This window comes from Pseudomonas sp. MF08817 (assembly GCF_059862705.1).
Genome location: NZ_JCBCUY010000051.1, coordinates 1 through 20,473, shown reverse-complemented (window position 1 = coordinate 20,473; position 20,473 = coordinate 1). Strand labels below are relative to the sequence as shown.

The window sequence follows — 20,473 nt, the reverse complement described above, 5'->3', positions numbered from 1 at the left end:
GCCTTGGTCACTGCCAATTTCCGTTACTACCAATACGGAACATTTCCCTCTCCTGAGCTGGTGCCCATGACGCCGCCCCCATTGGTCAGAAGACCCGGCCACACAGGAGGTCAATCATGAGCAGCCGGCCGGGTTCAAAGGCTTTCCTCTGGACCGGGTTCGTACTGGTTCTCGGTTGGCTGACGTTCGTGACCTATCAAGCGATCACGTACTTAGAGACAGACGAAATGACGATGAGAAACATTGCGCCACCCACCCTCGTTGGCCTGGCTGCCGTATGCGGTGTCGTGGCGTTGCTGTATGGCGCGGTGTGGGGTGGCAAGGCCCTGATGCAGTGGGTCAATCCAAGGCTGGCGGTTACGCAACCGGCGCCACTGACCGCCGAGCAAATCGCGGAGCGCGAACGGACCTATGCGCTGGAAATCAGGGCGGTGGGGTTAGCGGTGGATCAGGACTATCACTCCACGGTCTGGCGACTCATTCAGGAAAAGAACGATAACTTCAGTTCTATCTACTCACAGAAGGCCGAGGACTATCCTTACTCGGCGGGCACCCGACGTGATAACGCCAGACTTAACACCCGTGCCGCCTTCCGCCATTCCGCCCGCGATGCCGTGGCCTACTGGCCCTTGCCGACCTTTGCGCTTGGCCCTCTCAAACAACCCAAAGACAACGGCGCGGAAACGAACATTGTGAGCGGACGCAATGCTGCCACCCTCGGCGTAACCCTGTTTCTCTGGCAAGACGCGGACAACACCACCCACGCCCAACCCATGATCGAAAAAATCTTCCAACTTTTCGACGAACATCCGCAGGTGCCGCAAGCATTAATCGTCAGCGAGGATGGTGATGTGGTCCGTAGCGCTAACCGGGTAGCCGGAACGCCGGGGCTCCAGGATGGTCACTTCGTACCCAAGGTTTACGAAAGCATGACCGGCCTGCTGGTATCGCGCTCGGATCGGGTCGATCAATACCTACGCCCGTTCGCCACCAACGAAGAAGAGGACAACCAGAACAAGCGCACCGATCTGGGCAAGTTATGGGCCTTCTACTGGAAGCATTCTTTTTTATTCGACGATATCTATGCGGCCAAGAAGCAGGCGGAAGGCGTGGAGAATGCGTATGGCCCCGGCACCATGCCAAGCGCCTACTGGCACGCCCAACTCCCGCAGCTGTGGCAAACCCTGAGCAATCGCGGCCCCGGCCATTTCACACCCACCCCTTGGCTGCCCGTGCGTTGGGCCGAACACCAGGTCAAGGAGTTCGACGCCGCGCCCATGCTCGGTTACCTGCACCGCCCGATCAAAGTGGCGATGAGCGACGAAACCGGCAAGCGCCTCAAGCCCGCGCTACAGGTCAAAGCCTTGCAAGGCGCCTGGCTCAAAGCCCTGAACACCTTGCCCGAAGGCGCTGCCCCGGTGCGGGTGTTCTACGACAGCACCGACAACATCGACGGCCTGATTGCCCTCAACAACACCCTGCACACCCTCAACACCGACGGCACCGGTATTGAGCTGGGCAATGTCGACGAAGGCTACGACCTGGGCCGTCGCCTGGGTAATACCGGGGTCAGCAGTGCGCTGGTGGCCATCAACCTGGCTACCATGGCCAGCTACCTCGATGGCGGCACCAGCGCGGTGGTCTACAACGGCAGCGACGGCAGCACCACCGTGCAAATGGTCCGCCCGCCCGACGCAGCCACCAAAGCCCACAACGCGAAAACCCGCTGGGCCGACCCCTTCCTTTTCGGCGCGCCGGGGGTGAGGCAATGAAACCACCCCAACAGCAGTGGCGGGCACGATCCCGTGCTGCGATAGCGGCACCGCGAATCCCCGAGAGGCCCGCGCTGTTGCGCTAGGCCGAGGGTGCAAAAAAGGCCCGCGTCCAGAAGGGCGCGGGCCTTTTTAGTGAGCGGGCACCTGCGTTACAGCACCGGGTAGTCGATGTAGCCCACCGGGCCTTTGCCGTAGAAGGTTTCCGGGTGCGGCTCGTTGAGCGGTGCATCGGCTTTGAGGCGGGCCGGCAGGTCCGGGTTGGCGATGAACGGGATGCCGAAGGCGACCGCGTCAGCCTTGCCGCTGGCCAGCCAGGCGTTGGCGCTGGCCTTGGTGAAGCGTTCGTTGGCGATGTACGGGCCGCCGAAGGCTTGCTTGAGTTGCGGGCCGAGGCTGTCGGCGCCTTCCTTTTCCCGCGAGCAGATGAACGCGATGCCGCGTTTGCCCAGCTCCCGGGCCACGTAGGTGAAGGTTTCGCTGAGGTTGGCGTCGCCCATGTCGTGGGAATCGGCCCGCGGCGCCAGGTGCACGCCGACGCGGCCGGCGCCCCAGACTTCGATGGCGGCGTCGGTCACTTCCAGCAGCAGGCGCGCGCGGTTTTCCAGGGAGCCGCCGTAGCGATCGGTGCGCTGGTTGGTGCTGCTTTGCAGGAACTGGTCGAGCAGGTAGCCGTTCGCGCCGTGGATCTCCACGCCGTCAAAACCGGCGGCCTTGGCGTTTTCCGCACCCACGCGGTAGGCCTCGACAATGTCGGCCACTTCTTCGGTTTCCAGGGCGCGCGGGGTGGGGTAGTCCGCCAGTGGGCGCACCAGGCTGACGTGGCCCTTGGGTTGCAGCGCGCTTGGCGCCACCGGGGTTTCGCCGTTCAGGTACGAGGGATGGGAAATGCGCCCCACGTGCCACAGCTGCAGGAAGATTCGCCCGCCCGCGCCGTGGATGGCGCGGGTGACGTTGCTCCAGCCGCGCACCTGGTCGTTGGACCAGATGCCCGGGGTGTCCGGGTAACCCACGCCCAGGGGCGTGACCGAGGTGGCTTCACTGAGGATCAGGCCCGCGGAGGCACGTTGCACGTAGTACTCGGCCATCAGCGCGTTGGGCACCCGGCCCTCGTCAGCGCGGCAGCGGGTCAGGGGCGCCATGATGATGCGATTAGGCAGTTGGAGGTCGCCGAGGGTGATGGGGTCAAAAATAGTCGTCATGCCAATAATCCTCTGGGTAGTCAGTTAGTTGCGGGGGCCAGGTCAGCATTGCCGCCCTGACGGAAGGTAATGAGAGTCACCAGCAGCGCCAGGATCGCCAAGGCGCCGGCGGCCAGGGGCACGCGGGTCAGGCCCAAGCCGTGGGCGATCACGCTGCCGCCGACCCAGGCGCCGAGGGCATTGCCGACGTTGAACGCGCCGATGTTCAGGGTCGACACCAGGTTCGGCGCGGCCTTGCCGAAGGTCACCACGTTGATCTGCAGCGCCGGCACCGCGGCGAAGGAGGCCACGGCCCACAGGAACAGGGTGATCTCGGTAGGGATCAATGCCACGCTGGTCCAGCTCAGCACCGTGGACACCACGGCCATGGCCACGAATACGCCGATCAGGGTCGCCGCCAGGCGTTTGTCCGCCAGCTTGCCGCCGATGATATTGCCCAGGGTCAGGCCCAGGCCGATCAGCAGCAGGGTCCAGGTCACGCCCTTGGGCGAGACGCCGGTGACGTCCCCCAGCAGCGGCGCGACGTAGGTGAACAGGGTGAACATGGACGCCGAGAACAGCGCCGTCATGCTCAGCGACAGCCAGATCCCCGCACCCTTGAGGGCCGCCAGTTCGGCGCCCATGTCGAGTTTTTCCTCGTCGCGCTTGGCCGGCAGGAAGCGGATCAGGCCGATCAAGGCGATCACGCCAATCACCGTCACCGCCCAGAAGGTCGAGCGCCAGCCGTATTCCTGGCCCAGGGCGGTGCCCAGCGGCACGCCGAGGACGTTGGCCAGGGTCAGGCCGGTGAACATCAGCGCAACGGCCGACGCCCGCTTGTTGGCCGGCACCAGGTTGGCTGCCACCACCGAGCCGATACCGAAGAACGCACCATGGCACAGGGCTGTGACGACCCGGGCGAACATCAGCACGTTGTAGTCACTGGCCAGGGCGCAGAGCAAGTTGCCGATGATGAAGATGCCCATCAACGCCACCAGCGCAGCCTTGCGCGGCAGCCGAGCGGTGGCCAGGGCCATAAAGGGTGCACCGATGGCCACGCCCAGGGCGTAGCCGGTGACCAGCCACCCGGCGCCGGGGATCGACACGCCCAGGTCCGCCGCCACATCGGGCAGAAGGCCCATGATGACGAACTCGGTGGTGCCGATGGCGAAGGCGCTCAAGGCCAGGATGAGGAGCGAGAGGGGCATGGGTGAATCCTTGTGGAACTCTGGGTCAGAGCTCTTTGCTGATGGCGCGGATGAACGCTTGGATCACGTCCTCGTTGCGTTTGAAAAAGTGCCACTGGCCGGCTTTCTGGCTGGTAATCAGGCCGGCCCGTTGCAGGGTCGCCAGGTGCGCGGAGACGGTCGATTGCGACAGGCCGCAGCGTTGGTCGATCTGCCCGGCGCAAATGCCGTACTCGTGGTTGTGGGTCTGGTCGGGGAACTGGACCTTGGGGTCCTTGAGCCAGTTGAGAATGTCTCGCCGTACTGGGTGTGCCAGGGCTTTTATTATTTCGTCGAGGTCAATATTCATGGCGGTGCTCGGGTGGGTAAAACGTTATATCGCGATGAGGCGAACTTTAAATCGGTATTTCGCGATATACCAATATGATTTTGATCTGATATCAGCATAAATCGGTATATCGGGTTATAACGATATGTAGGGCGCAGTGCTAAGCTGCGCCGATGAACTATCTCGCACATCTTCACCTCGGTGGCCAGCGCCCGGGGCAATTGCTGGGCAGCCTGTATGGCGATTTCGTCAAAGGGCAGTTGCGCGGGCATTACCCGCCGCAAATCGAAGCGGCCATTGCGCTGCACCGCCAGATCGACGTCTTCACCGACCGCCATGCCGTGGTGGGCCAGGCGCTGTCGCGCTTTACCGATACGCGGCGGCGCTATGCGGGGATTGTCTTGGACGTGTTTTTCGACCATTGCCTGGCCCGCGACTGGGCGCAGTACAGCGACGGGCCGTTGGAGCACTTCACGGCCGGGGTGTACCGGGTGCTGGCGGCCGAGCCGTGCCTGCCCGAGCGCTTGGCCCGGGTCGCGCCGCACATGATGGCCAACGACTGGCTGGGTTCGTACCGGGATTTCGCCGTGCTCGAGCAAGTCCTGCGCGGTATCGCCCGGCGCCTGTCACGGCCAGAGGAGTTGAACGCGGCGATGGCAGAACTGGAGCGCTTGTACGAGCCGTTGAGTGACGACTTTCGGCTGTTTTATCCGCAGTTGCAGGTGTTTTCCCACGGTCGCCTGGCGACCTGAAACCCCTGGGGAGTTCCCCCGTGGGAGCGAGCCTGCTCGTGATAGCGGCCAGCTAGCCGATATTTTCGGTGGCTGTCACACCGCCATCACGGGCAGGCCCTCCACAGGTCGCCTCCCCCCCCTATAGCTCACGCCGCAAACGCTGGGCGCACGGGCATCTGCTGGGGGTGGGGCAGGGCGCCAAACAGGGCTTTTTGCACTGCTTGCTGGGCCTCGAAGGCCAGGGCGGCGCGTTCTTTGCCCAGGCTGGGGATGGGTTTGAGCAGGTGGATTTCCACCTCGCCCTGATCGTTGGCGAACAGGCGCATCAGGTGCGAGAGCAAGTCATCGTCGCCAATGAACGGCGCGAGCGGGTCGAGCTGGCCGTGGCGCAAATAGCGGATCGCCACGGGTTGTACCGCGGTGGCGGTGTCGATGGCCGCCGACAGCAAGCGCCCATGGAACGTGCGCAGGGCACGGCCGTCGGTGGTGGTGCCTTCGGGGAACATCAGCAGCGGGTGCTGTTGCTCCAGATGCCGGCTCATCTGCTTGCGGATCAACTGGCTGTCGCCCGAGCCGCGGCGGATAAACAGGCTGCCGGCCTTGGCCGCCAACCACCCGGCCACCGGCCAGGTGCGCACTTCGGCCTTGGACAGAAACGACAGCGGCGTGAGCATGCCCAGCAGCGGGATGTCGGTCCAGGACACATGGTTGCTCACCCACAGCAACGGTTGTGCCGGCACCTGGCCCAGCACCCGCACGCGAAAGGGCAGGGCGTTGCTCAGGCGCGCCATGAAAAACCGCGACCAGCGCTGGCGCCGCACCATGGAGTTGGCGATGCCCAGGCGCTCGAACAGGCCGAACAGCGTGGCCATGCTCAACCCCAGCGCCACCACCATCAGCACCCGGGCGATGCGCGCGTACACCCGCAACCGGCTCATCACACGGCCGCCTTGAAGTGGCGGGCGTAGCGCGGGCACAACTCGTCGCGCTTGAGCAGGATAAACACGTCGGCCACCTGGAAGTCCTCGTCCCAGCACGGCTCGCCGCAGATCTTCGCGCCCAGGCGCATATAGGCCTTGAGCAGCGGCGGCATCTGCGCGATGACATTGGCCGGCACGTCCAGGTGGGGCAACGGGTTTTTCGGTTCGGCCCGCAGGTGCTCGGTGCACAGGTGGCGTTCGCGCAGGCGCTGCATGATCGCCTGGGCCTGCAGGCCACCGTCCTGCATGGGGATGCTGGCGCAGCCCATCAGGTAGCTGTAGCCGCCCTGGTTGAGCACTTCGGCCAATTCGCCCCAGAGCACGGCGATGGTGCCGCCGTTGCGGTACGCCGGGTCAACGCAGGTGCGGCCGATTTCCAGGATCGGGCCTTTGAGGTGGACCAAGCCGTGCAGGCTGAACTCTTCTTCGCTGTAGAACCGCCCCAGGCTGCTGGCGGCCTGGTGGTCCAGCAGGCGCGTGGTCGCCACCAGGCGCCCGCTGTTGAGGTCGCGCACGCCGATGTGGGCGCAGTGCACATCGTAGTCATCCATGTCCAGGCCCAGCTCCGCGCCCTTGAGCTTGGCGTTGAACTCGCCACTGAACACGTTGAAGCGCAGGGCCTGGGCCTCGCGCAAGGCCTGGGCGCCGATCAGGCGCTCGGCTTGCAGGTGGCGTTCGGTGCCGGTGTCGGTGCTGCGTGCGAGTTGAGTCATTGCCGATCTCCGTACGGGCCACGGCCCCATCATGGGTGGCAGCCGAGCGACTTTCTTTGTGTCCAATTGTTGTGCAAAGTCAGGCTATGTAGCCCCGGTGTCATCGCCATGAAGCTTTGGTGATGCTTATGTGACAGCCCCTTGAGGACCCTTTCATGCCTTGGTCGACCCTGTTCAATGCGCCTGCGCGAATGCCCGCCCACCCTGACCTGGCGCAGGGTTACAGCGCAGTGCTGGAGCAAATCGGCAGCGTTGCGCCGTTTGAATTGGCGGTGCGCGGTGGCCATGGGGCGGCCACGCCCGGGTGGGCGTTCCTGCTCGGTTACCAGGCTGCGTTGCGCATGTTGTGGCCCAGTGCACCGCCCACCCTGGGCGCTTTGTGTGCGACCGAACAGCGCAGCCTGCGCCCCAGCGACATGCACACCCGCCTCGACAACTTGCGCCTGAGCGGGCGCAAGGACTTCGTCACCGCCGGTGACGCGGCGGACTGGCTGCTGGTGTCGGCGCGCAGCGAAGCCTTGGGCGAACCTGCACGCCTGAACCTGGCCGTGGTGTACGCCGGGGAGGCCGGCGTGCGCGTGGAAAAACTGCCGCCCATTGCCCTGATGCCGGAGATCAGCCACGGCCGCCTGCACCTGGACAACGCCCACTGCGAACTGCTGGCCGGGGACGGCTGGGACGCCTACGTCAAACCCTTCCGCACCCTGGAAGACACCTACGTGCTCAGCGCCCTGTGCGCCTGGTTGTATGGCGTGGGGCAGGACTGCGCCTGGGCGCAACCCCTGCAACTGCGCCTGCTGGCGCTGTTGGCCGGGTGCGCCGAAGTCAGCCGCCACTGCCCCGACGAGCGCGCCGCCCATGTGCTGCTGGGCGGTGTGTTTGCCCAGTTCGAGGCCCTCAAGCCTGAGTTGGACGCGGCGTTGGCGGCGGGCCCGGCGATGTGGGCGGGCCTGTGGCAGCGCGACCAGGGCTTGCTGCAACTGGCCGGCGCGGCGCGGGCCCAACGCCTGGCCAAGGCCCTGGCCGGATAAACGCGGCAACTGTCATGTGGCTCGGCTAGGCTTGGCCCACCCCTTCGCCGAGCCCTCGCCATGTTCAAAGGCCTGACCCTGCTGGTTGTGCTGTTGCTGACAAGCCTGGGCGCGCGCGCCGAAAACTGGCCGGGCGAGCAGTGGGACGCCGGCCCGCCCCTGGCCGGCCCGGCGCTCAAGGCCCTGGAAGACTACGCCTTCGCCCCTCGCGACGACGCCACCCGCGAGGGCATCCGCACCGACGCCTTAGTGGTGATCCGCGACGGCCAGGTCATCTACGAACGCTACGCCGCGCCCACCACCGCCGACACCCCGCACCTGACCTGGTCCATCAGCAAAAGCCTGCTGGCCACTCTGCTGGGCGTGGCCCATGGCGAAGGGCATTTTGCCCTCACCGACCCGGCGATGCGCTACTACCCAGCCCTGGCCGGCCACCCGGCCATCACCCTGGCCGACTTGCTGCACTGGGCCTCGGGCCTGGACTGGCAGGAAGACTACGAATACGCGCCGCTCAACTCCTCGGTGGTGGCCATGCTCTACACCCGCGGGCGGGCGGACATGGCCGCCTTTACCGCTGCGCACCCGGCCGCCAGCGCGCCGGGGCGGGCGTTCCGCTATTCCAGCGGCGACAGCAACCTGCTCTCGGCGGCGCTCAAAGGCATGCTCGGCGCGCGGTATGCGGACTATCCCTGGACCGCGCTGTTCGAGCCCCTGGGCATCCGCGGTGCCGTGTGGGAAACCGACGCCAGCGGCACTTTTGTTGCTTCGTCCTATGCCTACCTCACCGCCCGCGACCTGGCGCGCGTGGGCCTGCTGATGCTGCGCGACGGGCGCTGGGAGGGCCGCCAATTGCTACCGCGCCAGTGGGTCGCGTTCAGCCGCCAGCCCTTTGCCGGTTACCGCGCCGGCCAGGACGCCGCCGTGCCGGGCGGCCACTGGTGGCTCAACCGCGCGGTGGGCGGCGCCGACCGGCCCTGGCCCGCCGCCCCGGCCGACGCCTTCGCCGCCCTTGGCCACTGGGGCCAGGCGTTGTATGTGATCCCTGGCGCCAACCTGGTGATCGTGCGCTACGGCGACGACCGTGACGCCAGTTTCCGCCACAACGAACTGCTGGCCCGCATCCTCGCCGCGGTGCAGCCATGAACCGCCGCCCCTGGCTGCGCCGCCACCCGTTCCTCGGCCTGCTGGGCCTGTTCCTGTTGGCCCTGCTGGCCTGGGCCTGGCAGGCACGCCAGGCCCTTGAGGCGTTTCCCGACATCCTGAGTGCTTACACCGCCAAGGAGTACTGCTCGTGCCGCTACGTGATGCAGCACCCGGCCGCTTACTGCCAAGGCTATGTGCGCCAGTACCTGCCGCTCAGCGGCTTGCGCGACGACCCGGCGACCCAACAGGTCACCGCCAGCGGCCTGGGCCGAAGTCACGGTGCCGCGTGGTTGGGGGAACGGGTGGGGTGTCGGTTGGTGGAGTGAGATGCCCCCAACCCCAGTTATGTAGCTACCCATGCAGCGACGGCATTGGGTCAACCAACCAATGCGCCGGCAGGCAATCCGCAATCGCGGGCAAGCCAGATCGCTGCCGCGCCGCGCCCACAAGGCCTGTCGCCATCGATCAACAGTTTGCAACGGCCCACCGGGCGGGTACTGTTCGCCTCACGTTTCCCGGTTCATGAGTGCCTATGTCCAGCCTTTCCCTGTGCAAAACCCTGTCGGCCGTGCTGTTGGCCTGTACCGCGCTGTCGGCCCAGGCCAATTGGTATTTGGATGGCGAATCTTCGCGTTTGTCGTTTATCACCACAAAAAACACCCATATTTCCGAAGTTCAGCGCTTTTTGGTCCTGCATGGCAAGGTGGACGCCAAGGGCGCGGCGCAGTTGCAGGTGGAGATGGACTCCGTCCTCAGCGGCATTCCCCTGCGCGATGAGCGCATGCGCCGCGATCTGTTCGAGGTCAAGAGCTTCCCCCAGGCCCTGGTCAGTGCGCAGATCGACCTGCGCCCCATCAACGACCTGGCCCCCGGCGCCCAACTGGAATTGCGCCTGCCCCTGACCGTGACCCTGCACGGCAAGGCCCATAGCTATAACGCCGAGCTGCTGGCCACGCGCCTGGACGACCGGCGCTTTCAGGTCGTGACCCTGGAGCCGTTGGTGCTCAATGCCCGTGACTTCGACCTGCAACCGGGCCTGGAGGCCCTGCGCAAAGCGGCCGGGCTCAAGGCCATCAGTTTGTCGGTGCCGGTGGGTGCGGTGCTGATTTTCACGGCGCGCTGACATGAGCGGCGGGGTGTTCCCCTGGCGTGAAGGCAACCGCTTCGAGCTGTTGATCGACGGCCCGCAGTTTTTCCCGCGCATGCTGGTGGCCATCGCCCGCGCCGAGCAGCAGGTGGAACTGGAGCTGTACCTGGTGGAGGCGGGCGCCTGCGCCGAAGCCATGGTCCAGGCCCTGGTACAAGCCGCCGAGCGCGGTGTGCGGGTGCGTTGCCTGTTCGACGACTACGGCAGCCTGGCCTTCACCCTAGGGCTGCGTCGGCGCCTGACCGATGCCGGGGTCGAGTTGCGCTTCTACAACCGCCTCAGTTGGCGGCGCTGGGTGCGTAACCTGTACCGCGACCACCGCAAACTGCTGCTGGTGGACCAGGGCCTGGCGGTGGTCGGTGGCACGGGGGTGACGGATGAGTTCTGGATGCCCGGCGAAGACGTCAGCCAATGGCACGAAGTGATGGTGCAGATCAGCGGGCCGCTGGTGCTCGATTGGCAAATGCTGTTCGACCGCCAATGGCTCGCCAACCGCCACCGCACGGCGTGGAAACCCACCTCGCACTTTGGCCTGCAACGCCTGCCCCGGGTGCCGCCCAGTGGTTCGGGCATGGGCCGGGTGGCCTACGCCGACGCCCGCCAGCACCGCGACATCCTCCAAGCCCTGGTGCGTGCCCTCAACAGCGGGCAACGGCGGATTTGGCTGGCCACGCCGTATTTTCTGCCTACCTGGAAAGTGCGCCGCTCCCTGCGCAAGGCTGCCGCCCGGGGCGTGGACGTGCGCCTGTTGCTCACCGGGCCGCGCACCGACCACCCTTCGGTGCGTTATGCCGGGCACCGCTATTACCCACGGCTGCTCAAGGCCGGGGTGCGGATTTTTGAATACCAGCCGTGTTTTTTGCACCTGAAAATGGTGCTGGTCGATGACTGGGTGAGCATTGGCTCATGCAACTTCGACCACTGGAACCTGCGCTTCAACCTGGAAGCCAACCTCGAAGCCCTCGACCCGGACCTGACCCGAGCCGTGGCGGCCAGTTTCGAGGCCGATTTCGCCCAAAGCGAAATCGTCAGCCTGCAGGATTGGCAGCGCCGCCCGTTGTGGCGGCGGGTCAAGCAGCGGATATGGGGTTGGGTGGACCGGGTGGTGGTCAACTTGCTGGATAGGCGCGGCTGAGCCAGGCAGCGATTAATGCGAACAACTGTGGGAGCGGGCTCGCCCGCGATGGCAGATTAACGGCCAGCCCATCTACTGGCTGACCCACCGCAACCGGGGGGCGTGCGGAGCGCCGCCCGGCCCGTTCCCACATCAGCCCCACCGTTTTCAGTCAGAGCAACTCAAAACTCTGCTGCTTCACATCCCGCGAGTTGAGGCCGATCTGCACGTTGAACTTGCCCGGTTCGGCGGCGTATTGCAGTTGGGTGTTGTAGAACTTCAAGTCGTCCTCGCTCAGGGTAAAGCGCAGCACCTTCTCTTCGCCGGCCTTGAGCATCAATTTCTGGAAGCCCTTGAGCTCCTTGACCGGGCGGATCATCGAGCCGGTGACGTCCTGCACGTACAACTGCACCACGGTTTCGCCATCGCGCCGGCCGGTGTTCTTGACCTTGATGGTGGCGTCCAGGGTGCCGCTTTTGTTCAGCGTGGTGGACGACAGCGCCATGTCGCTGAGGCTGAAGTCGGTGTAGCTCAGGCCATAGCCGAACGGGTACAGCGGCCCGGTGGTGTCGTCGAAGTATTGGGAGGTGTAGTTGCCGGGTTTGCCCGGGGTGAACGGGCGGCCGATGCTCAGGTGGTTGTAGTAGGTGGGGATCTGGCCTACCGAGCGCGGGAAGGTCAGGGGCAGTTTGCCCGACGGGTTGTAGTCGCCGAACAGCACGTCGGCGATGGCGTTGCCGCCTTCGGTGCCGGCGAACCAGGTTTCCAGGATGGCGTCGGCCTGTTCCTTCTCGTCCACGATCGACAGCGGCCGGCCGTTCATCAGCACCAACACCAACGGCTTGCCGGTGGCCTTGAGGGCTTTAATCAGTTCGCGTTGGCTGGCCGGAATGTTCAGGTCGGTGCGGCTGGAGGATTCGTGGGACATGCCCCGCGACTCGCCCACCGCGGCCACCACCACATCGGCCTGCTGCGCGGCTTTCACCGCCTCGGCGATCAGTTGCGCGGCCGGGCGCGGGTCATCCACCACTTCCGGGGCGTCGAAGTTGAGGAAGTTCAGGTAGCCGAGCACCTTGGCATCGCCCGTGATGTTGGCGCCGCGGGCGTAGGTCAGGGTGGCTTGCTGGCCCATGGCCGCGCGCATGCCGTCGAACAGGGTCACCGATTGGTCCGGGCGCCCGGCGGCGGCCCAACTGCCCATCATGTCGATGGGCGCCTTGGCCAGCGGGCCGACCAGGGCGATTTTCGCGGTCTTGGCCAGCGGCAGGGTCTGGTTGCGGTTTTCCAGCAGCACCATGCTGCGGCGCGCCACGTCGCGGGCTTCGCTGCGGTGCATGCGCTCGGGGGCGTAGAGGTCGGCCGGGTCTTGCTCGGCCTTGCCGATGCGCAGGTACGGGTCCTTGAACAGGCCCATGTCGTACTTGGCGCCCAGCACTTCGCGCACGGCGTTGTCGATGTCGCTCTGGGCGATGTCGCCGGCCTTGAGCAGCCCCGGCAGTTCCTTGCCGTACAGGCTGTCGTTCATGCTCATGTCGATGCCGGCCTTGATCGCCAGTTTCGCCGCCTCGCGGCCATCGCGGGCCACGCCGTGGTTGATGAGCTCGAACACTGCGCCATGGTCGCTCACGGTCAGGCCCTTGAAGCCCCATTCCTTGCGCAGCAGGTCTTGCATCAGCCAGGTATTGGAAGAGGCCGGCACACCGTTGATGGAGTTGAGCGCGGTCATCACCCCGCCGGCACCGGCGTCGATGGCGGCGCGGTAGGGCGGCAGGTAGTCCTGGTACATCTTGACCAGGCTCATGTCGACGATGTTGTAGTCACGCCCGCCCTCGACCGCGCCGTACAGGGCGAAGTGCTTGACGCTGGCCATGATGCTGTCGGCCGCGCTCGGCGCCGGGCCCTGGAAGGCGCGGACCATCACCTGGGCGATGCGTGAAACCAGGTAGGTGTCTTCGCCAAAGCCTTCGGAGGTGCGGCCCCAGCGTGGGTCGCGGGACACATCGACCATCGGCGCGAATGTCAGGTCGATGCTGTCGGCGGCGGCTTCCTTGGCGCTGATGCGCCCGCTCAGGCCAATGGCGTCCATGTCCCAGGAGGCGGCCAGCGCCAGGGGGATCGGGAAAATCGTGCGGTGGCCGTGGATCACGTCATAGGCGAAGAACATCGGGATCTTCAGGCGGCTGTGCATCGCCGCGTCCTGCATCGGCCGGTTTTCCGGGCGGGTGATGGAGTTGAACGTGCCGCCGATGCGTCCGGCGGCGATTTCCTTGCGGATCAATTCGCGGGGCATTTCCGGGCCGATGCTGATAAGGCGCAACTGGCCGATCTTTTCGTCCAGGGTCATCTGCTTGAGCAGGTCACTGACGAACGCTTCCTTGTTATCGACGGTGGCGGCCCACGCGCCAGGGCTGGCCAGGGCGATGGCCAGGCTCAGCAAACACAACTTCTTCATCAATATTGTTCTCGGGGTGCGAGCGGGCCTCGTTATAAAAAAACGCAGCCCGTTCGCCAAAAAATAGGGAGCGGCTATTGTTGTTCGGGTGTTGTGCAGGTAAATACCGCACACTCGGCAACGACTTTTCGCACAGGGCATCTTTTAGCTCAAAGGCTTGATGCTTGCCAGTAGCGGCGCAACATTAAAGTGCCAGGCACTGGCCAGCGCCGGTTCCAATTCTCCGAGGGAGCGTCACCACCATGAACACACCAAACGGTTATCGCGCAGGTTGGCAGTTGGCGGTCTTGCTGCTGGTCGGCACGCTGCTCAGCGGCTGCGGCATCAACACCATTCCCACCCTGGACGAGCAGGCCAAGGCCGCTTGGTCCCAGGTGCAGAACCAGTACCAGCGCCGCGCCGACCTGATCCCCAACCTGGTGGAAACGGTCAAGGGCTACGCCCAGCACGAACAGGAAACCCTCACCGCCGTGATCGAGGCGCGGGCCAAGGCCACGTCCATTCAGGTGGACGCCAGCACCCTGGACAACCCGGAAAAACTCAAACAGTTCCAACAGGCCCAGGACCAACTCACCGGCGCCCTCAGCCGTTTGATGGTGGTGTCCGAGCGCTACCCGGACCTCAAGGCCAACCAGAACTTCCTGGCCCTGCAATCGCAACTCGAAGGCACCGAGAACCGCATCAGCGTGGCGCGGCGCGACTTCATCCTCGCGGTGCAGAAGTACAACACCGAGCTGCGCACCTTCCCTGGCCGCTTGTGGCACAGCGTGATGTACAGCGACCTGCCGATCCGCGAGAACTTCGAGGCCACCAGCCCCGACGCCGACAAAGCCCCGCAAGTGAAGTTCTAAGGAACCTGCCATGCGCCTGTTGAACATCGGCCTGTCGCTGCTCTGGGCCTTGGCCCTCACGGCCCAGGCCGAACTCAAGTTCCCCGAACTCAGCGGGCGGGTGGTCGATACCGCGAACCTGATCGAGCCCGCTGTGCGCCAGCAACTGGCCCAGCAACTGGCCGCCCACGAGCAGGCCACCGGTGAGCAAGTGGTGGTGGTCACCCTGCCTGACCTGCAAGGCACCAGCATCGATGACTTCGGTTATCAGTTGGGGCGCCACTGGGGCATCGGCCAGAAAGACAAGAACAACGGCGCGCTGTTGATCGTCGCCCGCGACGAGCGCAAGTTGCGCATCGAAGTCGGCTATGGCCTGGAAGAGCGCCTCACCGACGCGCAATCCTCGATCATCCTCAACCAGGTCATCACACCAGCCTTCAAGAACGGCCAGTTCAGCAAGGGCATCAGCGACGGCGTCGCCGCGATGCTGTTGGTGCTGGGCGGCAGCCCCCTGGATGAGCCGGTGGCCGGGCCCAGCACGCGCCATTCGGGCATTTTGCTGTTCGGGCTGCTGATCCTGGTGGTGTTCGTGATGCTCGGCGGGGGTGGCGGGCGCGGGCGTGGGCGCGGTGGCCCCGGCGCAATAGTCGGCGGTATTCTCGGCGGCTTGGCCAGCGGCGGTTTCGGCGGCGGCGGGGGCGGCGGAGGCTTTGGCGGTGGCGGCGGCAGCTTCGGCGGCGGCGGTGCATCGGGCGGCTGGTGACAACAACCCTGAACAGGCAGTGCTAACCATGGCTTTATTGAGTGAATACGAACAACGGCAAGTGGCCCAGGCCATTGCCCGGGTCGAGCGGCAAACCGACGCCGAACTGGTCACTGTGCTGGCGGCGCGGGCCGACGACTACGCCTACATCCCGCTGCTGTGGGCCAGCCTGTTGGCGCTGGTGGTGCCGGGCGTGGTGCATTACGCCAGCGGCTGGATGAACATGCACAGCCTGCTGCTGACCCAATGGGTGAGTTTTGTGGTGCTGTGCCTGGTGTTTCGCCTGCCGGCGCTGACCAGCTACCTGATCCCCCGCTCGGTGCGCCACTGGCGCGCCTCGAACCTGGCGCGGCGCCAGTTCCTGGAGCAGAACCTGCACCACACCGTGGGCAGCACCGGCGTGCTGATTTTCGTCAGCGAGGCCGAGCGCTACGTGGAAATCCTGGTGGACGAAGGCATCTCCCGGCGCCTCGATAACCAGGCCTGGGAAACCATCGTCAGCACCTTCACCGCCCAAGTGAAGCAAGGCCAGACCCTGGCGGGCTTCATCGCCTGCATCGAAGCCTGCGGCGAACTGCTCAAGGAACACGTGCCGCTGACCCACGAACGCAACGAATTGCCCAACCGCTTGGTGGTGCTGGCCTGAGTGTGTGGGCCGTGGCGTAAATAACTGCGTGTCCCCAAGGCCCAACCCCCCTAAAATGCGCGCCACTTTCCGATTCGCACTCGCCGAGGCGCCTTGCTTATGTCCGTTCCTGCCACCCCCGCCAGCGGCGATCACCACACTCAATTTCTCGACCTGTTGCGCGCCAGCCTGGCCGAGAACGGCTTTATCAAACTGGTGCTGGCCAAACACGTGGGCAGCGAGGTGGAGCTGCAACGCCTCACCGTCAAGCAGGTGACGGTCAAGGAGCAGGCGTGCCTGTGCTTCGTGTACCGCTACAAAACCCGCGACATCACCAAGAACTTGGCCCTGGACGAGGGTGTGGCGCTGATCGCCGAGCTGTTGCCGGCTACCTTCAAAAACGCGCACTTGCTGACCCTGAGCGACGAAGCCCAGCTCGAATACAGCAAAAAGGGCAAGAGTTCGCTGTTCAAGAGCAAGCCCCAGCAACTGCGGGAAGTGCCCTCGGCCGAACACGACCGCGAGAAACACCGCTTCCTCGACCTGAGCCGGCCGTTCCTCGCCGACCTGGGCGTGACCAACGCCCGCGGCGAACTGATCCCGGCCATGTCGCGCAAGTGGAAGCAGATCAACAAGTTCATCGAAGTGTTCAGCCACGCCCTCACCGCATCGCCCCTGGCCCTGGACAAACCGGTGCGCGTGGCGGATTTCGGCTCGGGCAAGGGCTACCTGACCTTCGCCATCCACGACTACCTGCGCAACACCCTGCAGGCCGACGGCCAAGTCACCGGCGTAGAACTGCGCCAAGACCTGGTGACCCTGTGCAACGCCGCCGCCGCGCGCCTGCAACACCCCGGGCTGGCGTTCAAATGCGGCGACGTGCGCAGCGTCGCGCCCAGCGAACTGGACGTGATGATCGCCCTGCACGCCTGCGACATCGCCACCGACTACGCCATCCACACCGGCATCCGCTCGGGCGCGGCGATCATCCTCTGCTCGCCGTGCTGCCATAAACAGCTGCGCCTGCAAATCCACAGCCCGGCGCTGCTCAAGCCGATGCTGCAATACGGCCTGCACCTGGGCCAACAGGCCGAAATGCTCACCGACAGCCTGCGTGCGCTGTTCCTCGAAGCCTGCGGCTACGAGACCAAGGTGTTTGAATTCATCTCCTTGGAACACACCAACAAAAACAAAATGATCCTCGCCATCAAACGCCCCGAACCCGTGGGCCCGGCGGCCCTGCTGGTGAAAATCCAAGCCCTCAAGGCTTTCTACAACATCAGCGAGCATTGCCTGGAAACCCTGCTGCGCGCCGATGGCTACTTGCCCGAATAAGCTCCCCCTTATGGGAAGGGGGTTATAGGGGCGCTGGCCTATGTGGGAGCGGGCTTGCCCGCGATGGCGCCCTCAAGCCCGCTGCCACAGTTGAACTGTGGTGTGGGTGGGTTTTTCATTTTTTCCGCTGTGGGAGCGAGCCTGCTCGCGATGGTGGCACCTTGCCCTTGCTGGCCGGCGCGGCCTGCACCCCGGTCCTGCGCCCCAGCATCACCGTGGCGATCACCCCAGTGGCAAACAGCCACGTGATCGGCGCCACTTGTTCGCCAAAAAACAGCGCCGAAAAAGCAATGGTGAAGAAAATCTGCAGCAACTGGATCTGGCTGACCCGGGCGATGCCGCCCATGGCCAGCCCCGCGTACCAGGCGAAAAAGCCGAGAAACTGGGAAAACAGCGACACATAGCCAAACGCCCACCAAGCCTTGGCCGACACCGGGCCCTGGTGTTGCAGCGCCAGGTACGCCACCGGGCCGATCAGCAGCGGGGTGGACAGCACCAGCGCCCAGCAGATCACCTGCCAGCCGCCCATCTCCCGCGCCAGGCGCCCGCCCTCGGCGTAACCCAAGCCGCCCACGGCAATGGCGCCGAGCATCAGCAAGTCCCCGGCCTGGATGCTGCCGGCGCCGCTTATCAGCGCATAACCCAGCACCAGCGCACTGCCCAGGGCCGCGCAGGCCCAGAAGGCTTTCGACGGCCGCTCATGGGACAGCCACGCCGCATACAGCGCCACACACAGCGGCTGCAAACCGTTGACCAGCGCACCGTGGGAGGCGGGCAGGGTCCGCATGGCCCAGGCCGACAGCACGGGAAACCCCAGGATCACCCCGGCGATCACCAGGCACAGGCCTTTGACCTGCGCCCAGGTCGGCCACTTCTCCCGGCGCCACATCAACAGCGCCGCCGCCGGCACCGCCGCGAACAGCGCCCGGCCCAGGCCGTTGAGCAACGGGTGGATTTCCTGCACCACGATGCGGGTGAAAGGCAGGGTCAGGCTGAAGATAATCACGCCCAGCAGGCCCAGGGCCATGCCGGTGTTTTCGCGGGAAGTCATAGGGGCAACCGGAATCAAAAGGTGGCGGGTGGCCTCCATCTAGCCATAAACCACCGCGGTTACGCTGTTACAGCTGGGGGCGAAGTGGGGCGTACAGTTTGTACTCCCCAACGCCAAGGCACCCCGTAGCAAGCGGGCTTGCCGGATCGGTGGTGCTGCTTGCACAAACCCCAGGGCTGCTGCGCACCCCAACGCGGGCAAGCCCGCTTGCTACACTCGGCCGCCGCCGCGCAGGCCCGGTGTAGTAGGCGGTTATTACCCACGCCGGCCAATTGGGGCTAGGGTGAATACTTCCTGTACTTACCCCGAGGAACCCCGTCATGGCCGCGAAGAAAATCCTGATGCTGGTCGGCGATTACGTCGAAGACTACGAAGTGATGGTGCCGTTCCAGGCACTTTCGATGGTGGGCCATACCGTGCACGCGGTGTGCCCGGACAAAACCGCCGGGCAGACCGTGCGCACGGCGATCCATGATTTCGAGGGCGACCAGACCTACAGCGAAAAACCCGGCCACTTGTTTGCCCTCAATTTCGATTTCGCCCAGGTCGCGGCGGCCGACTACGACGCCCTGCTGGTGCCCGGCGGCCGGGCGCCGGAGTACCTGCGCCTGAACGACCAAGTGCTGCAACTGGTGCGTGATTTCGACCGGGCCGGCAAGCCGATTGCGGCGGTGTGCCATGGTGCGCAACTGCTGGCGGCAGCGGGCATTCTGGCGGGCCGCGAATGCAGCGCCTACCCGGCCTGCGCCCCGGAAGTGCGCCTGGCCGGCGGCACTTACATCGACATTCCCGTGACGGCGGGCCACGTGCAAGGCAACCTGGCCACCGCCCCGGCCTGGCCGGCCCACCCGCAATGGCTGGCCGGTTTCCTCGGGTTGCTGGGCACCACCATCACGCTGTAAAGGAGGTTTTTGCCATGTGCGAGCTGTACGTCAAGGCCGATCCGATGCTCTACGAGTCACGCTCGCGCTCCCTGCGCATCCGCGGCGTGGTCACCACCCTGCGCCTGGAAAACCAGTTCTGGGACATCCTCGCCCAAATCGCCCAGGCCGATGGCATGAGCACCAACCAGTTGATCGCCAAGCTCTATGAAGAGGTGATGGACTACCGTGGCGAGGTGGTCAATTTCGCCTCGTTCCTGCGGGTCAGTTGCACCCGTTACCTGAGCCAGCCGCGTACTCAGGCACCGGCGCAGTTGGCCCTGGTGCGCAGCCCGGCTTGGGCTTAAAGCAACGTTGGCCTGGACTGGTCCGGGCTCCAGAGCCAGAAGGTGTAGCCGTAGTCGCCTTCCAGCTTGGGAAAAATTGCGCCGTCACGGAAATACTGCCGCGAACCTTCACGGGCGGGGCTGAACCACCAACCGGCGTGGGGGCACGGCTCGCCGCTGGCTTTGCGCGGCGGGTGCTGCGGCTCGCTGCCCGGCGCGTCGGCCATGGCGTCGGGGTCGCTGTCTTCAAACTCGCCTTCGAGAAGTTCGACGAAGTACCACTTGCAGGGGCGTTCGGTGAAAGAGTGAACTTGTACTCGGGTACGAGCGTAGAAGTACGACTCTTTAAAGACGCCTTTATAGGGCGATTGTTCAATGAACCTTGCAAGTCCGTTTTCATCGCCCCACAAGCCTGCGCGTCCCAAGGTTTTCAAAGCGTCCAGGCCTATATCATTGAATGTTTTGCATTCTTTCAGTGTTTTCCACATACCTTCGCCGCCTCCGGTCCAGGCAAATTGCAGGGCACCCAGAGGATCATCCTGAGAGACATAAACACCGGTACGTGGCGGAACTTCCCCGTTTTTACCTTCAATATCCATATGCACTTTGAATTTCGGCAAGCGCGCAAAGTGCCCTTTAACTTGCTGCCAAATAACCCAAAAAATCACATCGTTCCAGCCCCGTTCCATGACACCGTCAATCTTAAAACCGTAGGAAAACACCTCGTTGGCCCGCTCGCGAAAAGCTTTCTCCTGTTCTGCAGTGGCCCATTGCATTGAAAACTCACCCAGCATATGGGCGCATTGATTGGTTCCCGTGATGCCGTAGCACTGGTCGGCGCGTTTGGCCATATGCCACATTGTGCTTTGCCTGTAGGCAA

The 20,473-nt window shown here is 64.7% G+C and carries 21 protein-coding genes and 1 pseudogene; 14 read left to right on the top strand and 8 right to left on the bottom strand.

Going from position 1 to position 20,473, the window contains the following annotated elements; all coding sequences use genetic code 11:
• Positions 1–3 precede the first annotated feature (3 nt).
• Together AC19YR_RS22990 and AC19YR_RS22985 are read left to right on the top strand one after the other, a co-directional pair.
• A complete protein-coding gene (locus AC19YR_RS22990) occupies positions 4–120 on the top strand; it encodes an effector protein Tle3 domain-containing protein (RefSeq protein WP_500600281.1) in 117 nt (38 codons plus the stop codon).
• Complete coding sequence (locus AC19YR_RS22985) at positions 117–1,772, top strand: type VI lipase adapter Tla3 domain-containing protein (RefSeq protein WP_500600280.1); 1,656 nt, start codon at positions 117–119, stop codon at positions 1,770–1,772. Before AC19YR_RS22990 ends, AC19YR_RS22985 begins: the two co-directional genes overlap by 4 nt.
• Positions 1,773–1,924: 152 nt before the next feature.
• On the opposite strand, the gene AC19YR_RS22980 is transcribed toward AC19YR_RS22985, so the two are convergent.
• From AC19YR_RS22980 to AC19YR_RS22970, 3 genes are read right to left on the bottom strand one after another with little or no spacing between them, the layout of a single operon-like run.
• Positions 1,925–2,974 carry an alkene reductase gene (locus tag AC19YR_RS22980; RefSeq protein ID WP_095107038.1) on the bottom strand — a complete coding sequence of 350 codons (1,050 nt, stop codon included), beginning with the start codon at positions 2,972–2,974 and terminating at the stop codon, positions 1,925–1,927.
• 20 nt (positions 2,975–2,994) lie between these two features.
• Positions 2,995–4,161 carry an MFS transporter gene (locus tag AC19YR_RS22975; protein WP_500600279.1) on the bottom strand — a complete coding sequence of 389 codons (1,167 nt, stop codon included), beginning with the start codon at positions 4,159–4,161 and terminating at the stop codon, positions 2,995–2,997.
• A 25-nt stretch (positions 4,162–4,186) separates the two neighbouring features.
• Positions 4,187–4,489, bottom strand: a complete 303-nt coding sequence (locus tag AC19YR_RS22970) for an ArsR/SmtB family transcription factor (protein WP_095107042.1) — start codon at positions 4,487–4,489, stop codon at positions 4,187–4,189.
• A gap of 152 nt (positions 4,490–4,641) precedes the next feature.
• Here AC19YR_RS22970 and AC19YR_RS22965 point away from each other — a divergent pair, with 152 nt between their 5' ends.
• A complete protein-coding gene (locus AC19YR_RS22965) occupies positions 4,642–5,220 on the top strand; it encodes an acyl carrier protein phosphodiesterase (protein ID WP_500600278.1) in 579 nt (192 codons plus the stop codon).
• Positions 5,221–5,348: 128 nt separating this feature from the next.
• Here the strand turns inward: AC19YR_RS22965 and AC19YR_RS22960 are convergent, their stop codons facing one another.
• Entirely contained in the window at positions 5,349–6,140 is a 792-nt protein-coding gene (locus AC19YR_RS22960) for a lysophospholipid acyltransferase family protein (RefSeq protein WP_500600277.1), read from the bottom strand.
• Positions 6,140–6,895, bottom strand: a complete 756-nt coding sequence (gene olsB / locus AC19YR_RS22955) for an L-ornithine N(alpha)-acyltransferase (RefSeq protein WP_095107048.1) — start codon at positions 6,893–6,895, stop codon at positions 6,140–6,142. Before olsB ends, AC19YR_RS22960 begins: the two co-directional genes overlap by 1 nt.
• A 155-nt stretch (positions 6,896–7,050) precedes the next feature.
• Between olsB and AC19YR_RS22950 the strand changes: the two genes are divergently transcribed.
• From AC19YR_RS22950 to AC19YR_RS22930, 5 genes are all read left to right on the top strand, one after another.
• The gene (locus AC19YR_RS22950) at positions 7,051–7,926 is read left to right on the top strand and encodes an acyl-CoA dehydrogenase middle domain-containing protein (RefSeq protein ID WP_500600276.1); all 876 of its coding nucleotides are present in this window, start codon (positions 7,051–7,053) and stop codon (positions 7,924–7,926) included.
• Positions 7,927–7,986: 60 nt separating this feature from the next.
• Positions 7,987–9,069: a serine hydrolase domain-containing protein gene (locus AC19YR_RS22945; protein WP_500600275.1), complete on the top strand. Its 1,083-nt coding sequence runs from the start codon at positions 7,987–7,989 to the stop codon at positions 9,067–9,069.
• The gene (locus AC19YR_RS22940) at positions 9,066–9,395 is read left to right on the top strand and encodes an amidase (RefSeq protein WP_500600274.1); all 330 of its coding nucleotides are present in this window, start codon (positions 9,066–9,068) and stop codon (positions 9,393–9,395) included. Before AC19YR_RS22945 ends, AC19YR_RS22940 begins: the two co-directional genes overlap by 4 nt.
• Before the next feature lie 206 nt (positions 9,396–9,601).
• A complete protein-coding gene (locus tag AC19YR_RS22935) occupies positions 9,602–10,192 on the top strand; it encodes a YceI family protein (RefSeq protein WP_500600273.1) in 591 nt (196 codons plus the stop codon).
• A gap of 1 nt (position 10,193) precedes the next feature.
• Positions 10,194–11,351: a phospholipase D-like domain-containing protein gene (locus AC19YR_RS22930; RefSeq protein WP_095107054.1), complete on the top strand. Its 1,158-nt coding sequence runs from the start codon at positions 10,194–10,196 to the stop codon at positions 11,349–11,351.
• 151 nt (positions 11,352–11,502) lie between these two features.
• Here the strand turns inward: AC19YR_RS22930 and bglX are convergent, their stop codons facing one another.
• Positions 11,503–13,782, bottom strand: coding sequence for a beta-glucosidase BglX (gene bglX / locus AC19YR_RS22925; RefSeq protein ID WP_500600272.1), 2,280 nt, complete (start codon positions 13,780–13,782; stop codon positions 11,503–11,505).
• Between the two features lie 242 nt (positions 13,783–14,024).
• On the opposite strand from bglX, the gene AC19YR_RS22920 reads away from it, so the two are divergent.
• The 4 genes from AC19YR_RS22920 (at position 14,025) to AC19YR_RS22905 (ending at position 17,335) form a co-directional block, all read left to right on the top strand.
• Positions 14,025–14,633 carry a LemA family protein gene (locus AC19YR_RS22920; protein WP_095107058.1) on the top strand — a complete coding sequence of 203 codons (609 nt, stop codon included), beginning with the start codon at positions 14,025–14,027 and terminating at the stop codon, positions 14,631–14,633.
• Between the two features lie 10 nt (positions 14,634–14,643).
• Positions 14,644–15,375, top strand: a complete 732-nt coding sequence (locus AC19YR_RS22915) for a TPM domain-containing protein (RefSeq protein WP_095107060.1) — start codon at positions 14,644–14,646, stop codon at positions 15,373–15,375.
• A 28-nt stretch (positions 15,376–15,403) separates the two neighbouring features.
• A complete protein-coding gene (locus AC19YR_RS22910) occupies positions 15,404–16,021 on the top strand; it encodes a TPM domain-containing protein (protein ID WP_095107062.1) in 618 nt (205 codons plus the stop codon).
• Positions 16,022–16,120: 99 nt separating this feature from the next.
• Positions 16,121–17,335: a class I SAM-dependent methyltransferase gene (locus tag AC19YR_RS22905; RefSeq protein ID WP_500600271.1), complete on the top strand. Its 1,215-nt coding sequence runs from the start codon at positions 16,121–16,123 to the stop codon at positions 17,333–17,335.
• A 115-nt stretch (positions 17,336–17,450) separates the two neighbouring features.
• On the opposite strand, the gene AC19YR_RS22900 is transcribed toward AC19YR_RS22905, so the two are convergent.
• Positions 17,451–18,386 carry a DMT family transporter gene (locus AC19YR_RS22900; protein ID WP_095107066.1) on the bottom strand — a complete coding sequence of 312 codons (936 nt, stop codon included), beginning with the start codon at positions 18,384–18,386 and terminating at the stop codon, positions 17,451–17,453.
• A 320-nt stretch (positions 18,387–18,706) separates the two neighbouring features.
• Here AC19YR_RS22900 and AC19YR_RS22895 point away from each other — a divergent pair, with 320 nt between their 5' ends.
• Positions 18,707–19,288 carry a DJ-1/PfpI family protein gene (locus AC19YR_RS22895; RefSeq protein WP_095107068.1) on the top strand — a complete coding sequence of 194 codons (582 nt, stop codon included), beginning with the start codon at positions 18,707–18,709 and terminating at the stop codon, positions 19,286–19,288.
• Positions 19,289–19,302: 14 nt separating this feature from the next.
• Positions 19,303–19,614, top strand: a complete 312-nt coding sequence (locus AC19YR_RS22890) for a ribbon-helix-helix domain-containing protein (protein ID WP_095107070.1) — start codon at positions 19,303–19,305, stop codon at positions 19,612–19,614.
• Here the strand turns inward: AC19YR_RS22890 and AC19YR_RS22885 are convergent.
• Positions 19,611–20,473: pseudogene (locus AC19YR_RS22885) on the bottom strand (hypothetical protein); the annotation flags it as partial. The gene AC19YR_RS22890 and the pseudogene AC19YR_RS22885 sit on opposite strands and share 4 nt — an antisense overlap.

Excerpts from the sequence above, each read along its gene's own strand:
- AC19YR_RS22980 (WP_095107038.1), bottom strand. The coding sequence starts at position 2,974 with ATGACGACTATTTTTGACCCCATCACCCTCGGCGACCTCCAACTGCCT.
- AC19YR_RS22935 (WP_500600273.1), top strand. The coding sequence starts at position 9,602 with ATGTCCAGCCTTTCCCTGTGCAAAACCCTGTCGGCCGTGCTGTTGGCC.
- AC19YR_RS22975 (WP_500600279.1), bottom strand. The coding sequence starts at position 4,161 with ATGCCCCTCTCGCTCCTCATCCTGGCCTTGAGCGCCTTCGCCATCGGC.
- AC19YR_RS22895 (WP_095107068.1), top strand. The coding sequence starts at position 18,707 with ATGGCCGCGAAGAAAATCCTGATGCTGGTCGGCGATTACGTCGAAGAC.
- AC19YR_RS22970 (WP_095107042.1), bottom strand. The coding sequence starts at position 4,489 with ATGAATATTGACCTCGACGAAATAATAAAAGCCCTGGCACACCCAGTA.
- AC19YR_RS22940 (WP_500600274.1), top strand. The coding sequence starts at position 9,066 with ATGAACCGCCGCCCCTGGCTGCGCCGCCACCCGTTCCTCGGCCTGCTG.
- AC19YR_RS22910 (WP_095107062.1), top strand. The coding sequence starts at position 15,404 with ATGGCTTTATTGAGTGAATACGAACAACGGCAAGTGGCCCAGGCCATT.
- AC19YR_RS22945 (WP_500600275.1), top strand. The coding sequence starts at position 7,987 with ATGTTCAAAGGCCTGACCCTGCTGGTTGTGCTGTTGCTGACAAGCCTG.
- AC19YR_RS22890 (WP_095107070.1), top strand. The coding sequence starts at position 19,303 with ATGTGCGAGCTGTACGTCAAGGCCGATCCGATGCTCTACGAGTCACGC.
- olsB (WP_095107048.1), bottom strand. The coding sequence starts at position 6,895 with ATGACTCAACTCGCACGCAGCACCGACACCGGCACCGAACGCCACCTG.
- AC19YR_RS22905 (WP_500600271.1), top strand. The coding sequence starts at position 16,121 with ATGTCCGTTCCTGCCACCCCCGCCAGCGGCGATCACCACACTCAATTT.
- AC19YR_RS22950 (WP_500600276.1), top strand. The coding sequence starts at position 7,051 with ATGCCTTGGTCGACCCTGTTCAATGCGCCTGCGCGAATGCCCGCCCAC.
- AC19YR_RS22960 (WP_500600277.1), bottom strand. The coding sequence starts at position 6,140 with ATGAGCCGGTTGCGGGTGTACGCGCGCATCGCCCGGGTGCTGATGGTG.
- AC19YR_RS22965 (WP_500600278.1), top strand. The coding sequence starts at position 4,642 with ATGAACTATCTCGCACATCTTCACCTCGGTGGCCAGCGCCCGGGGCAA.
- AC19YR_RS22915 (WP_095107060.1), top strand. The coding sequence starts at position 14,644 with ATGCGCCTGTTGAACATCGGCCTGTCGCTGCTCTGGGCCTTGGCCCTC.
- AC19YR_RS22900 (WP_095107066.1), bottom strand. The coding sequence starts at position 18,386 with ATGACTTCCCGCGAAAACACCGGCATGGCCCTGGGCCTGCTGGGCGTG.
- bglX (WP_500600272.1), bottom strand. The coding sequence starts at position 13,782 with ATGAAGAAGTTGTGTTTGCTGAGCCTGGCCATCGCCCTGGCCAGCCCT.
- AC19YR_RS22920 (WP_095107058.1), top strand. The coding sequence starts at position 14,025 with ATGAACACACCAAACGGTTATCGCGCAGGTTGGCAGTTGGCGGTCTTG.
- AC19YR_RS22930 (WP_095107054.1), top strand. The coding sequence starts at position 10,194 with ATGAGCGGCGGGGTGTTCCCCTGGCGTGAAGGCAACCGCTTCGAGCTG.
- AC19YR_RS22985 (WP_500600280.1), top strand. The coding sequence starts at position 117 with ATGAGCAGCCGGCCGGGTTCAAAGGCTTTCCTCTGGACCGGGTTCGTA.